We start from the raw sequence: 15,473 nt of genomic DNA, 5'->3' as shown, positions 1-15,473 counted from the left end.
CCGGAAAGAACAATACCAAAAACGCAAAGAAACCATCGAACGGGTCTTTGGTACCGCTAAAGAACATCATGGGATGCGTTATACCCAAAGCATCGGAAAAGCCCGGGTTGCCATACAGGTCGGGCTGACATTGGCCTGTCTAAATTTAAAAAAGCTGGCCATCCTGAAGTATAAAAGGGGACTTGCTGAGCGGGATTCTTTTGCGCCTATCTCATTTTTTACTGCTTTTTTCAATTTTAAGGAAAAAACAAAACCAGCGAACCGATGGTGTTGTTTCGGTTAGCTGGTTTGTCTACGCTCTGACCGTGAAGAGTCACGGTTTTTTTTAGTTATGAAGGAAAGGTGTCGGTGATTTTTAAACAAGTGAGAATCGATGCTTTAAAAAAGGAATTGACAAAAACAGAAAAACGCAATATAATGTTAGTACATTAATGATAATACATTAATGTACTAACATTATGGAGGCCGATGGAAATGAACAAACTCACAGTAGAAGAATTGGCAAAATTAATTGATCATACTAATTTAAAACCTTATGCTTCTGAGGAAGACATGGAAAAACTATGCGAAGAAGCAAAAGAATATGGTTTTAAAATGGTTGCAATTAATCAGACTCAAAGCAAGCGGTGTTCAGAATTTCTGAAAGGAACAGAGGTCCATACTGGTGCAGCAATCAGTTTTCCTTTGGGGCAAACAAGTATTGAATCCAAGGTTTCTGAAACGAGAGATGCGATTCAAAACGGAGCTGATGAAATTGATTATGTCATCAACTTGACAGAAGTTAAAAATGGTAATTTTGATTATATCCAATCAGAAATGCAAGCCATTGTTGATGTGTGCCGGGAAAGAGAAATATGTATTAAGGTTATTTTCGAAAACTGCTATCTGACAAAGGATGAAATAAAAAAGATTGCTGAAATTGCAAAAGTTGTCAAGCCGAATTTCATTAAAACATCCACTGGGTTTGGTACGGGTGGAGCTACATTAGAAGATGTCCGTTTGATGAAATCCATCGTTGGCGATTCAGTCAAGGTAAAAGCTGCTGGAGGAATTCGGTCTTTGGCGGATGCTTTAGCGTTCGTTGAGGCTGGTGCTGAACGTTTGGGAACATCTGCCGGCATTGCCATTATTGAAGAGTATAAAACCACTGAAAATGCGTGAACGAGATGAAAGCGCTTGAGTTGAATAATATCGGCCATTTGGATGTCAATGAGGCCAGAGCTTTACCTGAAATGAGTGAGACAGACGTGCTTGTAAAAGTAAAAGCGGTTGGTGTGTGTGGTTCTGATTATGAAAGAGTTTTTAATTCAGGGGCCCATAAAATGCCAATTGTATTGGGGCATGAACTGTCGGGTGTCGTCGAAGGAACCGGTCAAAAAGTTGAAAAAATTCAAAAAGGTGACCGTGTTGTTGTCGTACCACTAATTCCCTGCCACCAGTGTGAATGGTGTCACCAAGGTGAATTTTCTATTTGTGATGATTATGATTATATAGGTTCCCGTCGGGATGGTGGGATGGCAGAATACGTTTTGGTTCCGCAAGAAAACATTTTACTACTTCCTAAGAAGGTTTCTTATATCTCCGGCGCTATGGTGGAACCTGCAGCAAATGCGATACATGCCTTATGGATTGGCCAGATGAAAGCTTCGGACTCTCTTTGCGTTACCGGAGCAGGTCCGATTGGTCAGATGGCCATTCAATATGCACGTGTCTTAGGAATAAAAAAAATTATTTCCGTTGACATCGTGCCAGATAAGCTTGAATTGGCGAAGAGAATGGGAGCTACTCACATTATCGATACGACACAGGAAGATTTCATAGAAGCTATCAAAGAGATTACTGAGGGTCGAGGTGTTGATCTTCTTTTGGAGGCTTCCGGAGCGCCATCAATCCAGGCAGTTTGTCCGGAAATTGTTGCAAAGCTGGGGAGAATCGTATTATTGGGTTTTTCCCATAAAGATGTGAGTTTTCCGGCTCACGTTTATGAAATGATTTTACGAAAACAGATTAAATTAATGGGGAGTTGGAATACCTATTCTGAAAACTTCCCTGGCGAAGAGTGGCGATATACTTTAAAGCTGATGGAGCGCAGTGAATTAGATGTTCTGCCATTGATTTCTCACATGTTATCATTGGAAGAGGCACCTGCCTTTTTTGAAGCAGTTAAAAATAAATCAATTGACTATAACAAGGTCATGATTATTAATAATTAATAATGGGGGTTAATATTATGGAAAAGTCGTATTTTATTGGTGTTGATATTGGGACACAAGGCGTACGTGTAGGTATTTCTGATGAGAGCGGAAAACTTGTGACCATCCACGATGTGTCTTACGAAACCAAACATCCTCAGTTTGGATGGGCGGAACAGAATCCGGATGACTGGTGGAATGGGTTTGTCACATCCTTGAATGCTTGTCTGGAAGATTGTAGCACTGATATTGTTGGTAAGATTAAAACACTGGGTGTGTGTGGAACATCGTCCACCGTTTTAGCGATGGATGCTATGGGAAACGCAATGGGCCAGGCACTTCTCTGGATGGATTCCAGGGCAAAAAAGCAAGCAAGAATCATTAATGAGACAAAGCACGATGTTTTGAAATATTGTGGGGGCGAAGTCTCGGTAGAATGGATGATTCCCAAAACCCTCTGGATTAAAGAAAATATGCCTGAGATATATGAAGCAGCTTTTAAAATCGTTGAAGATATTGATTATTTTAACTACCGATTAACTGGTGTATGTTGTGCTTCGATCAACCAAGCAACGTGCAAGTGGAATTACGTGGATGATTGTGGCGGCTGGAACCAGGAATTTTTCAACATGATTGGGCTGGACGATTATAAAGAAAAAATTCCTACGGATATTAAACGTGTTGGTGAAGTGATTGGAACGATACTACCTGGAATGGCCGATATTCTTGGTCTTCCAAAGGATATTAAGATTATCCAGGGAGCGACAGATGCCTGTCAGGCTACTTACGGTAATGGTGTCATAGAACCAGGACAACTTGCGACTATTATGGGAACAAGCTTTGTTCATCAGGCTGTATGTCAGGAACCGATTTTTCAGGATGGAATATGGGGTCCTTTCAATAAGGCTCTAACAGATGATTTTTGGATGTTAGAAGGTGGTCAGATTTCAGCAGGTTCCATCACAAAATGGTTCGTAAAAGAATTTAATATCAATAGACCGGATGCTTATGCTTATTTAGCCGAAGAAGCCTCAAAAATTCCAATTGGTAGTGATGGTGTTATTGTTCTGGATTTCTTCCAGGGAAATCGGACGCCATATAAAAATGCGAATCTTAAGGGAAATATTTTTGGGTTGACTTTAAAGCACTCACAGTTTCATATCTATCGTGCAATTTTAGAAGGCATCGCTTTTGGGATGAAGAATATCCTCGATAATTTTAAAAATCAAGGTTATGAAATAAATACAATCGTTGGAAGTGGTGGTGTAACGAAAAATCCTGTTTGGCTACAGATTATTGCTGATGTTACAGGAGCAAAAGTTGTCATTAATGAGTGTACGGATGCTGGTGTGTTGGGACACTGTGTTTTAGGTGCAGTGACAGCTGGAGTCTATGGGGACTTAAAAGAAGCTGTAGATCATATGGTTCACTCCAAATCAATCGTTGAACCAAATCTTGAAAATACAAAGAAGTATCAAAAAGTATTTGATCGATATATCCGTCTTTATGAAAGTCTAAAAGATATCATGAATGAGGAGGATGTTTTATAATAATCAAAATTGTGATATAATACGGGCAAATCATAAAGGAGGTTTAGTCTTTGAAAGGTTTTTTTGAAGATTTGACTCTGGATAAACAAAGCAAGATTCCTTTATATGCCCAAGTTGAAGCTTTTCTCATTGAACGGATTAAAAATAAAGATTTGAAACCTGGAGATTATTTACCTCCAGAGGAAGAATTAGCTTCATTTTATAAAATAAGTCGCCCAACCGTCCGGCATGCTTTACAAAGCCTCGTACAAAAAGGGTATGTTGAAAGACAAAAAGCAAAAGGTACACGTGTACTTAATCGGAAGGTTGATGGCGATTTTTTCAATAAAATCCTAAGCTTTGATGATGAAATGATCGAGAAAGGCATCGTCCCTTCAACGAAGGTCATTGCCTTTCATCAAGTTGAACTACCAGAAAAGATAAAGGAAAAGTTTGGAAATGAGTCGAATAAAGGAATATATCTTGAACGGGTTCGTTATGGGGATGGAATACCGATGGTCCATACCGTCACATATTTACCATATACAAGGTGTTTTGGAATTTTAAATTGTGATTTGGAGAAAATACCTCTATACCATGCTATGCGGGAATGCCTTCAGGATGCTGTTGTTCGTGCTAAAAGAAGTATCCAAGCAATGGATATCAATGGGGAAATTGCCAAGTGGTTAGATTGTAATTCTGGTGATTCTGTGTTACATATTGAAACTGAGGGCTATGATCATTTAGATCACATGATTGAATATTCCATTGCGACTTATCATGGCGAACGAAATATATTTCAAATTGAGTTAAGGATTTAAGAAAATGACAATAGATTTGAACCAAAGGTGGTTTTTTAAAATAATTATCAGATCCCTTGGTATACTTTAATTAGAGATTTCTTTTTATCTGGATTTGTCTTTAGGGTATCAATATCGCTATGAGTTCGAGCGATATTGATACTCTTTTTTTATGAAGAAGTAATCTCAGATGATTATTTTACCACCCCCTTTTGTAAAAGAATATTCCCATAAGGAGCAGGTTCGCCTGTTGCAATAATAGCATAAGCTTTTTTTGCGGCTTCATAGAATTCAAAACGTTCTATTTTTTCAATTAATTTGGGGCCCCGTAGATCATGTTTAGCAATAATATCCTTGTAAATGTCCCAAATAGGGGGTTCTACGGTCTCGCAGGAAACAACATCCATTAAGCATACTGGATGAAGCACTGAGAAATCCAAGGGGAAATAATCTAAAATTGCATCGAGTAAAATCGGAATGTTTACTCCATCATAGCGGATGACGCTACCACTTTTTCCCATACTTTCAGCTGGAAAATTTCCATCGGCAAGGATAAGGTAATCCCCGTGACCCATTTCGCACATTACTTTCAGTAACTCCGGTGATAAAATCGTGGGTATGTTTTTTAACATTTGAATTGTCCTCCTGTTTTTTATACGTTTAGTATTACATATACTAAGCTATAGAATGATTATTATCTATATTGGGACCCCATACAACAAATAATCAACCCTAAAAGGAATAAAAACAATATCAAGAATTTGAATTTGCAGTTGATTACTGCAAAAGACTGTGTGAAGAAACCTTGATAAACAATAAAAAACAATATATTATATACCAAAAGAAATAAATAATAATAAAAAGTGAGAGAGGTAATGGATGAAGAACAGGTTAATGGAACAGGAATTCGTCTTGTTCGATCTGGAGGTATCGAATAAGGAAGAGGCGATTAGGGCGTTGATTGATGCTATGGATTGTGATGGAAGAATTGGTGCGATTTCGGGTTATTATGATGACGTGCTGAAGCGGGAGGCCCAGGCCAGTACAGCGGTAGGAATGATGGTGGCAACCCCGCATGCCAAATCGAAGCATGTTAATGTTCCATCTTTAGGTTTTGCTCGGTTTAAAAGAGCCATTCAATGGGATGAGAGTGAGGAAGTCAAAATGATTTTCCTGATTGCAGTTCCGGAAGCAGAGGATGGGAATCAACATCTTGAGATTATTTCATCTTTATTCAGAAAGATGGTTTATGATGATTTTAGAGATGCGTTAAGTAAAGCCCAAAAGCCAATCGAAATCGTTGAGTTATTGAAAGAAAATTGAGGGGGATATTAATGAATTTTCTAACTGAAATTAAGGACATTTTAAAGGAAACGAAGAAGCATCTTATGAATGGGGTATCCTATATGGTACCTTTTGTTGTAGCCTCAGGGGTGCTTTTGGCATTAGCGGTTACAATCTCGGGAGAAGGCGGTGTGCCTGAAGCGGGAACCTTTGCTGGAAATATTTGGACCATTGGAGCTGCGGGGATGGGACTGATGGTTCCCATTCTTTCGGGATATATTGCTTTTTCCATTGCAGATCGCTCGGGCTTAGCCCCCGGCGTTATTGGTGGGGCTGTCGCAAATGTTGTAGGAGCAGGTTTTTTAGGTGGTATTGTTTCGGGATTATTAGCTGGAATCGTCGTTCATTTTCTAAAAAAGATAAGGGTACCGGCGGTTATTCGTTCCATTATGCCTATTATAGTCATACCGCTCATTAGCGTATTCATTGTCGGTGCAGTGATGGTGTGGGTTGTTGGTAACCCCATTGCATTTGTGATGACGAGTGTAACAAATTTTATGACTAACTTGGGAGAAGGTAGTAAGCTCGCATTAGGGCTCGCGACTGGATTCTTATCCAGCATCGATATGGGGGGACCTTTTTCAAAGGTGGCTTTTGCCATCTCTAATGGGACTGTGGCATCGGGGGTTTATACCTTTGCAGGTGGGAATGCGGCAGCCGTTGCTATTCCGCCAATCGGAATGGCCATTGCTACTTTACTGGCACCCAAGAGATATACAGAGGAAGAGCGGGAAGCTGGAAAGGCATCGTTTATTATGGGGTGTGTTGGGATTACAGAAGGGGCCATTCCCTTTGCTGCCAATGATCCTCTTCATGTAATTCCAGCATTAGTTCTTGGGGATATGATTGGTACAAGTATTGCATTTTTAACGAATGTAACGTGCCAGGTCGCCTGGGGTGGATTCATCGTATTACCTGTGATTGGGAATCCTTTAGGCTTTTGTCTGGCAATGGTGGTTGGTTCTTTCTCAACGGCAATTTTAGTCAATTTATTCAAGCGAAAAAGAGTGGCAGTCTGTGATGGTGATGAGACGACCGTGGAAGATTTGGATTTAGAATTCGAAGAATTATAAGGAGAGTAGGATGAAATTTTTAGCTGTAACAGCGTGTCAAGCTGGTGTTGCCCATACCTATATGGCTGCAGAAGCACTGGCGAAGGTTTGTCGTGAAAAGGGGATTGAAGTTAAGGTTGAAACCCAGGGATCGATCGGGATTGAGAATGTCATTACAGATGATGAGATTGAGCAGGCAGATGTTGTTATTTTGACGAAAGATATGCCAATTCGTAATGAAGAACGGTTTAAAGGAAAGAAAATTGTACGCATTACTGTAGGGGATGCGGTAAAAAAAGCACCAGCAATCATTGCTAAAATTGAATCCATGCTTGGGAAAGAGGTGTAAGGATGTCCAAGAAAAAAATCATGTTAACGGGTGGAAAAGGCTTTTTCTGCTCTCGACTGGTTGATTTTTATAGGGATAAGTATGATTTTTTGGTGACGGATAAAGAAGAATTGGACATAACGGATGAACAGGCAGTGTATGCCTGTGTCAAGTCTTTTCAACCGGAAATCATCATTCATGCTGGGGCCGTAGCCGTAACAGATTTCTGTAATAAAAATCCTGAAATTGCCCATCAGATCAATGTAGATGCTGCAGTTTATATCGCTAATGCAGCAAAAGACAATCATGCAAAACTTATTTTTTTAAGCAGTGAGCAGGTTTTTAATGGTAATACAGAGGGAATTCTCTTTAAAGAGGAAGATCCAGCGGTACCCAATACCGTTTATGGAGAAAACAAATTGGAGGCGGAACAAAGGCTAAAGGAAATCCTGGATGAGCTGTGGATCGTGCGGTTTACATGGATGTTTGGCATGCCAGAACGCAATAAAAATTTATCCAATGGCATTCTTTGGGAAACCATAACAAAGCTGATGAATCAAGAAAAAATCGTGGCTTCTAAACGAGAATTCCGGGGAATGACCTATGTTTATGAAATGATTGAAAATTTTGAAAAGCTTTTTGAATTTCCCTATGGCACCTATCATTTAGGCTCACAAAATGCGCTAAGCCGTTATGATATTGTTAAAGGAATAATCGAAAAATTAGGGCTTGGTGAGCATCTGGATGATCTATTGGAAGAGGATACTGAAAAATACTTAAATCAAAATCGAGATGTGCGTTTGAATACCGATAAAGCAACACAGCTTGGGATGACATGGTCAACTACGAAAGCTGCGCTTGAAAAGTGTATTGATGAATACCGTATGTGTTAGGAAAAGTTGGATGAGATCTCAAATTAAAGTATCCGCATCTGTATCCTGCATGGACTTGTGTAATTTAGAAAGAAGCATTGAAGAGGTGGAGCAATCTGAAGTTGCCTTTTATCATTTTGACGTGGTAGATGGACGATTTAATACATGCTTTATTTTAGGTGAAACAACACTGCAACAGATGAAGGAAAAAGTATCCTTACCTATTGAGGTACATTTAGCAGTTTATGAGCCCGAAAAGTATATTGAGCGGTTTATAGAGGCCGGAGCAGATTATGTGGCCGTCCATTATGAAGCAATGAAAGAACCTTTGAAAGTATTTGACCAGATCCGGCAGCTTGGTGCGACACCGGTTTTAACCTTTCGGGCAGACACCTCGCCAGAGGAGGATTTTATTACACTGGCAAAGGAAGTGCCTTGGGTTTTGAAGCTGCTGGTGAATCCTGGGTTTGCAGGGCAGCAGATGCAAACGGCGGCTGTTGAGCATGTTCTGGAGATGAGAAAAAGGATTGATCATGCAAGTCTGGACACCCAAATCCAGGCAGACGGAAATATCAATCTCCACACAATCCCTACAGTGATTGCAGCGGGGGCATCCATCTTAACAGGAGGCTCATCGGGATTATTCAATGGAAATATAAAACAGAACTGTAAGGATATGATTGCATGCGCAGAAATGATGATTAAAGGAAGGTAAAATGAAAAAAGTTAAGTTAATAATTAAAAATCCGACGGGATTGCATTTACGGCCAGCCAAGGAGTTTACACAGATGGCCATGAACTGTCAATCAGAGGTTGTCATTGAATATGGCGAAAAAGTCATTAATGGAAAAAGCATTATGAATTTAATGGCAGCTGGTATTGCCAAGGATTCAGAAATTACATTAATTTGTCATGGAGAGACGGAGGCAGAAGATATCCAAATCCTCCAGCAGGCCATTGAATCGGGATTAGGAGAATAGGGAAGATAATGAAATTAATTATAGATGATGCAAATATTGATAAGATCAAAAGCATTTATGACTACTTCCCAGTGGATGGAGTAACAACAAATCCATCCATTCTGGCGAAAACAGGACGTCCACCCTTTGAGACACTCAAGGAAATCCGTCGCTTTATTGGTGAGGGCACTGAGCTCCATGTTCAGGTTATTTCCTCAAAATCAGAGCAGATGGTTGAAGAGGCGAATCGAATTGTTGGGGAGCTTGGTGAGATGACCTATGTTAAGATCCCAACAACACGAGAGGGAATTAAAGCCATGCAGCATTTGTCCAAGGCCTCTTATAAAGTTACAGCAACTGCAATTTATACTCAGATGCAGGCATTCCTTGCAGCCAAGGCGGGGGCTGACTATGCGGCGCCCTATATTAACCGTATTGATAATTTAGGGGCTGATGGAATTAGAACAACAAAGGAAATTCATGATATTTTTTCAAATAATGGATTAAAAACCGAGGTACTGGCGGCCAGCTTTAAGAATAGCCAACAGGTATTAGCCTTATGTGCCTATGGTATTGGTGCGGCGACCATTGCACCAGAGGTTATTGAAGGATTAGTGCAGAATGATTCTGTTTTTGGTGCGGTTTCTGCATTCATCGCAGATTTTGAATCCCTTTGTGGAAAGCAGGCAACGATGTTAAGTTGTTAATAAATAGTATAGCGTTGAGTTAGGGCCAGGATTGGAAAAGTCCTGGCTTTTTTAGTTTTGTAGGAAAATTCGGAAAAAACATGGTACAATAATAAAAAATAATAAAAATGGAGTATGAAATGTTTGCTGAAGAACGACAAAACGCGATTGTTGAGCTCGTCAATGAAAATGGAGCCGTAAAAGTTAAGGATTTAAGCCTGCAGTTTCATGTTACAGAAGATAGTATCCGAAAGGATTTAACCCGTCTGGAGAAAAAAGGATTGCTTAAAAAACGCTACGGTGGGGCGGTTAAGATTCGAATCAATCCCCATGATGTTACCGTACACCAACGCAAGGAAAAGCATATTGTAGAAAAGCAAAGGATTGCTAAAAATGCATTGCATCTTATTGAGGATGAATACACCATTTATTTGGACATTTCAACCGCAAATCTTGAGCTGGCTAAGCTGCTGATACACTCGGATAAAAAGGTTACAGTGGTTACCAACATGGTGGATGTTATGTTGACATTGGCACATTCAGAGAATATCAAAGTCATCTTTATTGGTGGGACACTTAACCGAAGCTGTGATGGATTCGTCGGGAGTCTATCAGAAGCCCTTATACGTCAATTCCGTTTTGATCTTTCCTTTATGGGGGTTGTGGGCATGGATGTATATGGAAATAGTGTTGATACCTATGTAGTTGAAGATGGCATGACAAAGAAGGTCGCTTTAGCGGCTTCTAAAAAAGCTTATCTTATGTTGGAGTGTCGAAAGCTTGAGATGGATGGTACCTACAAATATGCAAAAGTTGATGATTTTGTCGGCGTTATTATGGATGAAAAACCAAAAAAAGAATATGAAGAAAAACTACTTGAGTTTGAATTAGAATGTTATTATCAGTCCTAAAACAATAACAATAAATAAAAAACAATAATAAATACATTGACTATTCGTCTGAATATTGCTAAAATAAGCATAATAAATAATAAATAATAAATTGTAAATGAAATGGAGAATGATAATGGAATTTGCAATCTCAGAACGAATTATACGATTAAAAGACAAAATGTTGAAGGAACCTCGCTTTGCCTCTTTTGAACAAGCAAAGATTATTACCGATACCTATAAAGAAAATGAGGGCCTTCCACGGATAATGCAACGGGCCCTATCCTTAAAAGCGGCTTTGGAGAAAATCGAAATTAAGGTAGAACCCGAAGAACTTATTGTGGGAAATCGAACAGCGGGTGTTCGGGCTGGTGTTGTTTTTCCTGAAAGTGGGTGTTCCTGGGTAGAAAAAGAGCTGGATACCCTGGAAAGACGGCCGCAGGATCGGTTTGAGGTTCGAAAAAAGGACAAGGTTCTATTTCAAACAGAAATTTTACCCTATTGGCAGGGAAAATCTATGGAAGATGTTTTACGGCGGGAGCATGGGAAAAGCATTGATGCTATTGCTAAGATTGTTAAAATCAATCAAAAAGATCATGCGCAGGGACATATTTGCCCGGATTGCATCCAATGGTTAGAAAAAGGGCCAAATGGAATTAAGGCAGAGGCTGGAAAAAAATTGGAAGGAGCGAAACCACAGCAGGTGGCGTTCTATCAAAGTGTTATTCTCTGTATGGAGGGAGCACAAGCCTTTATGCGCCGATACCATGAGCTGATTATGGACCGGCAGAATCAGAGTCCGTTATCTGAGGATGAAATACAGGTGGCAAAAAATTGTTTGGCATTATCGGAACGCCCAGCACAAACCTTTCATGAAGCGGTTCAATCCCTCTGGTTTCTATTCGTTATTCTACAAATGGAGTCCAATGCATCCTCTTTTTCACCGGGGCGTATTGATCAAATCCTTTTACCCTATTACCGGGAGGATTGCAAGGCTGGAATGCTTGACCAAAAAAGGGCCCTTGAAATACTGGAGTGCCTGTGGATTAAATTTAACCAGATTGTTTATATGCGAAATGCCAACAGTGCAAAATATTTTGCAGGGTTTCCCATCGGGTTTAATATCGCCGTGGGCGGTGTTGATCAAGCAGGAGAAGATTGGGTTAATGATCTCTCGTTTTTATGCTTGCAAGCCCAGGATCATTTGAGGTTGCCCCAGCCCAATCTCTCTGTGCGACTGAATCCTAAAACTACGGATGATTTTTTGAAGGCAGCCATTCGCGTTGTTGCAAAGGGTGGCGGGATGCCGCAATTTTTTAATGATAAAGCGATTATACCTTCATTGGAGGGATTGGGGATTTCGAAAGCTGATGCTCGTAACTACGCCATAGTAGGCTGTGTAGAGCTCACCACTCATGGAAATAATTTGGGATGGAGTGATGCAGCGATGTTTAACTTAAACAAGGCCTTAGAGCTGGTACTCACTGGTGGAAAGTGCCTGTTAAGTGGCAGGCAGCTGATGCCGAGTAAGGGAACGTTGGTAGATTATAAAAGCTTTGAAGATTTAGAACAAGCATTGCGCGAAACCTTGGATCTTTATATTGAAAAGATGGTGGAAGCCTGTGCTGTAGTGGAAAAAGCACATATGGATATGTTGCCCTCTCCTTTTTTATCCGCCGTGATCAATGACTGCTTAGAAAAAGGATTGGATGTGACCGCTGGTGGTGCGCATTATAATCTTTCTGGTATTCAAATGATTCAGGTGGCCAATTTGGCAGATAGCTTAGCAGCGTTAAAGGAGCTAGTTTTCGATCATCCCAAAATCGGGAAACAGCAACTTCTGGAGGCTCTATGGCATGATTTTAAGGAGGATTCCATTATGAAAGCGATGCTGTTGAACAGGGCACCTAAATATGGGAATGATATACCATGGGTCGATACCTTGGGTGTAGAGTGGGCTCGGTATTTCAGAGAAAAGCTGAGTACGTATCGAAACCATCGTGGTGGAAAATACCACACTGGTATGTACACGGTATCTGCCCATGTCCCCATGGGGGAAAACCTCGGGGCCTCTCCAGATGGACGAGTGGCACAATCGCCATTGGCTGATGGTGGCCTTTCCCCTGTATATGGTCGGGATTTGGAGGGGCCAACGGCTGTGTTAAAGTCAGTATCTAAGATTGATAAGGAACTGACCAGTAATGGGGGATTGCTCAATATGAAATTTTTACCAACTTTTTTTGAAACAGAAGAGAATATCAGTAAATTTGCTTTATTCTTGAGAACCTTTGTCGATTTAGAAATTCCCCATATTCAATTTAATGTCATCCGCCAGGAGGATCTCATTGAGGCCCAAAAATATCCAGAAAAGTATCGGAGCCTAACGGTTCGGGTTGCGGGGTATACGGCCTATTTCACAGAGCTGGCCACAAAATTACAAAATGAAATCATTGAGCGGACCAATTATGAAGGTTGTTGAGGGATGTGTCTTTGATATAAAGCGATTTGCACTCCATGATGGTGAAGGGATTCGGACAACTGTTTTTTTAAAGGGGTGTCCCTTATCTTGTAGCTGGTGTCACAATCCCGAAGGAATGGAAGGTGAAATTACCCTTTGCTATTTTAAATCAAAGTGTATGCATTGCGGTTTGTGTGGCATCACTGGAGATCAAAAAATGAAGGATATCCCAAGAGAGCATTGGGAGTGTGTTGTACAAGCCTGCCCAACGGGAGCGTTGGCCTTTAATGGGAGGATGATGACAGTGGACGCGCTTTTTGAGGAAATCCAAAAGGATATTCCCTTTTATCGGGAATCCGGAGGTGTGACCTTTTCTGGAGGCGAACCCTTTATGCAGTATTCTTTCTTATTAAAAATGGTTGAGCGATTAAAAAAAGAGAATTTACACATCGCCTTAGAAACCAGTGGTTTTTGCCAAGAAAAGCAATGGGATACGCTGATCCCCCTTATTGATACGGTTCATACGGATTTAAAAATCTATGACGGGCGTCTGCATAAGGTATATACCGGTGTTGATAACGCGCAAATTAAACGCAATATCAGGAGGCTGCTGGAACAGCATGAAAATGTTGTTATCCGAACACCATTGATCCCAGAAATCACAGCTACACCAGAAAATTTAGCAGCGATTGGGCGATTCCTCGTAGACATTAACCCAGATGTAAGCTATGAAATCTTAAATTATAATCCTTTGGGTGAAGGGAAGTATCAATGGATTGGAAAAGAATATAAGTATTTAAAAGAAGCAAAGCCCTTCACGCCTAAAGAGATAGAAGCGTTTTGCCAAATAATCCGAAATACAGGATTAAAAAATTTGAAATGTGGAGGTTGAAATGCATAAAGAACAACAAATCCGATTCGCTACAATTGGAACTAATTTTATTACGGCACAGTTTTTAAAGGCGGCAAAAGGGCATAAGGAACTCATTTATCAATGTACCTATTCAAGGGAAGATCAAAAAGCAGAGGATTTTGCAAATGCCCATGGTGCAAGGCAATGGTGTAGTGAACTGGAAGAATTGGCAGGAAGTCCAGAAGTTGATGCGGTATATATTGCGAGCCCTAATGGATTACATTTTTCGCAGGCAGCAATGATGATTGAAGCCGGTAAGCATGTTTTATGTGAAAAGACAATCACAACCAATGCCGAGGAGTTTAATATACTCGTTGAAAAAGCAAGGCAAAATGGTGTCGTATTGATGGAAGCCATGCGATCTGTCTTTACACCCGGTTTTGAACAGCTTCAAGATGCAGTGAAGGCACTGGGACAGATTCGTCGTGTGAGTTTCCAATATTGTCAGTATTCATCACGATATGACAATTATAAAAAAGGGATTATAGAAAATGCATTTAATCCGAAGTTTTCCAATGGTGCACTCATGGACATTGGTGTTTACTGTATTTATCCCTTAGTCACTTTATTTGGTGCACCGGAGCGGATTATGGCAGATGCTATCATGCTTGAAAATGGCGTGGATGGTGCAGGGACGGTTCTCGCTCATTATAAGGAATTCCAAGCCGAGTTGACCTATTCCAAAATTGCAGATGGGTATATCGAGAATCAAATTCAGGGGGAGGAAGGAACACTTTGCTTTAATCACATCACCAATCCCTGCCGGTTTAAAACTGTTTTTCGAAATGGATATATTTCAACGGTGACGCTGCCAGAGCTTCAGAATAATATGAGCTATGAAATTGGGAAATGGATTTGTTTTATTCAAGAGAAAAATATCAATCATGACTATTTGAACCATTCCCAAAAGACATTAGAAACGATGGATTGCGTTCGAAAACAATTAGGGATTATTTTTCCAGGAGATAAAAAATGGATGTAAAATCGTTGGAAGAGCGTATTAAAGAGCTTAAGGAAGAACAGAAAACAGTCTGTTTTCATACCTTTGATGAAAAAGTTGCCTGGGATATTGGGGTTCGGCTTCAGAAAAAGGCAGCGATACAGCACTATCCCATCAGCATTCGGATTGAGGCCTGCGACCGCATACTCTTTGCAGCATCCTTACCGGGGGCTGGACCCATTAATGATGATTGGGCACGGCGAAAAGGCAATACCGCCAGACGCTTCAATAAAAGCTCCTATGAAATGGGGCTGTATACTCGGTTGAGGGGATATGATTTATGTGCAAGATACGGTTTGGAGCCATCAGAATATGCAGCGAGTGGTGGCGCGGTTCCCATCATTATTAACGGAATGACCATTGGTGCCATTACAGTTTCCGGTTTGGCAGAAAATGAAGATCATGATTTGGTAGTATCAACGATACATGAGGTGTTTGAGGAGTAAAGGA

18 protein-coding genes are annotated in these 15,473 nt (G+C 40.5%); 17 read left to right on the top strand and 1 reads right to left on the bottom strand.

The annotated features are described in order from the left end of the window. The 5 genes from BLU30_RS14585 to BLU30_RS13340 all read left to right on the top strand — a co-directional run. A partial coding sequence (locus BLU30_RS14585; RefSeq protein WP_242873590.1) for a transposase occupies positions 1-283 on the top strand: 283 nt, incomplete at its 5' end. 191 nt (positions 284-474) lie between these two features. Further along, entirely contained in the window at positions 475-1,161 is a 687-nt protein-coding gene (gene deoC / locus BLU30_RS13355) for a deoxyribose-phosphate aldolase (protein ID WP_090247132.1), read from the top strand. Between the two features lie 5 nt (positions 1,162-1,166). Then, the gene (locus BLU30_RS13350) at positions 1,167-2,213 is read left to right on the top strand and encodes a galactitol-1-phosphate 5-dehydrogenase (RefSeq protein ID WP_090247131.1); all 1,047 of its coding nucleotides are present in this window, start codon (positions 1,167-1,169) and stop codon (positions 2,211-2,213) included. A gap of 17 nt (positions 2,214-2,230) precedes the next feature. Next, a complete protein-coding gene (locus BLU30_RS13345; protein ID WP_090247129.1) occupies positions 2,231-3,742 on the top strand; it encodes an FGGY-family carbohydrate kinase in 1,512 nt (503 codons plus the stop codon). A gap of 50 nt (positions 3,743-3,792) precedes the next feature. Beyond that, positions 3,793-4,542 carry a GntR family transcriptional regulator gene (locus BLU30_RS13340; protein ID WP_090247127.1) on the top strand — a complete coding sequence of 250 codons (750 nt, stop codon included), beginning with the start codon at positions 3,793-3,795 and terminating at the stop codon, positions 4,540-4,542. Between the two features lie 173 nt (positions 4,543-4,715). Here BLU30_RS13340 and BLU30_RS13335 read toward each other — a convergent pair whose 3' ends face one another. Further along, positions 4,716-5,153, bottom strand: coding sequence for an RbsD/FucU family protein (locus BLU30_RS13335; RefSeq protein WP_090247126.1), 438 nt, complete (start codon positions 5,151-5,153; stop codon positions 4,716-4,718). A gap of 247 nt (positions 5,154-5,400) precedes the next feature. Here BLU30_RS13335 and BLU30_RS13330 point away from each other — a divergent pair, with 247 nt between their 5' ends. The 12 genes from BLU30_RS13330 (at position 5,401) to BLU30_RS13275 (ending at position 15,469) form a co-directional block, all read left to right on the top strand. Beyond that, entirely contained in the window at positions 5,401-5,844 is a 444-nt protein-coding gene (locus BLU30_RS13330) for a PTS sugar transporter subunit IIA (RefSeq protein ID WP_090247124.1), read from the top strand. Positions 5,845-5,855: 11 nt separating this feature from the next. Further along, entirely contained in the window at positions 5,856-6,938 is a 1,083-nt protein-coding gene (locus tag BLU30_RS13325) for a PTS fructose transporter subunit IIC (protein WP_090247123.1), read from the top strand. A gap of 10 nt (positions 6,939-6,948) precedes the next feature. Continuing rightward, on the top strand, positions 6,949-7,266 hold the full coding sequence (locus BLU30_RS13320; protein ID WP_090247121.1) for a PTS fructose-like transporter subunit IIB: 318 nt from the start codon (positions 6,949-6,951) through the stop codon (positions 7,264-7,266). A 2-nt stretch (positions 7,267-7,268) separates the two neighbouring features. Beyond that, positions 7,269-8,138: an SDR family oxidoreductase gene (locus tag BLU30_RS13315; RefSeq protein WP_090247120.1), complete on the top strand. Its 870-nt coding sequence runs from the start codon at positions 7,269-7,271 to the stop codon at positions 8,136-8,138. A gap of 10 nt (positions 8,139-8,148) precedes the next feature. After that, on the top strand, positions 8,149-8,832 hold the full coding sequence (locus BLU30_RS13310; protein ID WP_090247118.1) for a ribulose-phosphate 3-epimerase: 684 nt from the start codon (positions 8,149-8,151) through the stop codon (positions 8,830-8,832). A 1-nt stretch (position 8,833) separates the two neighbouring features. Then, positions 8,834-9,097 carry an HPr family phosphocarrier protein gene (locus BLU30_RS13305; RefSeq protein WP_090247116.1) on the top strand — a complete coding sequence of 88 codons (264 nt, stop codon included), beginning with the start codon at positions 8,834-8,836 and terminating at the stop codon, positions 9,095-9,097. 8 nt (positions 9,098-9,105) lie between these two features. Then, entirely contained in the window at positions 9,106-9,783 is a 678-nt protein-coding gene (locus BLU30_RS13300) for a transaldolase family protein (protein WP_090247115.1), read from the top strand. 119 nt (positions 9,784-9,902) lie between these two features. After that, positions 9,903-10,673 (top strand): DeoR/GlpR family DNA-binding transcription regulator, encoded by a 771-nt coding sequence (locus BLU30_RS13295; RefSeq protein WP_090247113.1) that lies wholly within the window; start codon positions 9,903-9,905, stop codon positions 10,671-10,673. Positions 10,674-10,788: 115 nt separating this feature from the next. Next, complete coding sequence (locus tag BLU30_RS13290) at positions 10,789-13,131, top strand: glycyl radical protein (RefSeq protein WP_242873589.1); 2,343 nt, start codon at positions 10,789-10,791, stop codon at positions 13,129-13,131. Further along, positions 13,094-14,002 (top strand): glycyl-radical enzyme activating protein, encoded by a 909-nt coding sequence (locus tag BLU30_RS13285; RefSeq protein WP_340148150.1) that lies wholly within the window; start codon positions 13,094-13,096, stop codon positions 14,000-14,002. The genes BLU30_RS13290 and BLU30_RS13285 overlap by 38 nt, the downstream gene beginning before the upstream one ends. Before the next feature lies 1 nt (position 14,003). Then, positions 14,004-15,005 carry a Gfo/Idh/MocA family protein gene (locus BLU30_RS13280; RefSeq protein WP_090247109.1) on the top strand — a complete coding sequence of 334 codons (1,002 nt, stop codon included), beginning with the start codon at positions 14,004-14,006 and terminating at the stop codon, positions 15,003-15,005. Further along, the gene (locus BLU30_RS13275) at positions 14,996-15,469 is read left to right on the top strand and encodes a heme-degrading domain-containing protein (protein ID WP_090247107.1); all 474 of its coding nucleotides are present in this window, start codon (positions 14,996-14,998) and stop codon (positions 15,467-15,469) included. Before BLU30_RS13280 ends, BLU30_RS13275 begins: the two co-directional genes overlap by 10 nt. The last annotated feature ends 4 nt before the right edge of the window (positions 15,470-15,473 follow it).

The sequence above is a fragment of the Eubacterium barkeri genome (assembly GCF_900107125.1).
In the GTDB taxonomy this organism is placed as follows: domain Bacteria; phylum Bacillota; class Clostridia; order Eubacteriales; family Eubacteriaceae; genus Eubacterium_O; species Eubacterium_O barkeri.
This window is presented reverse-complemented; position numbering and strand designations above follow the sequence as displayed.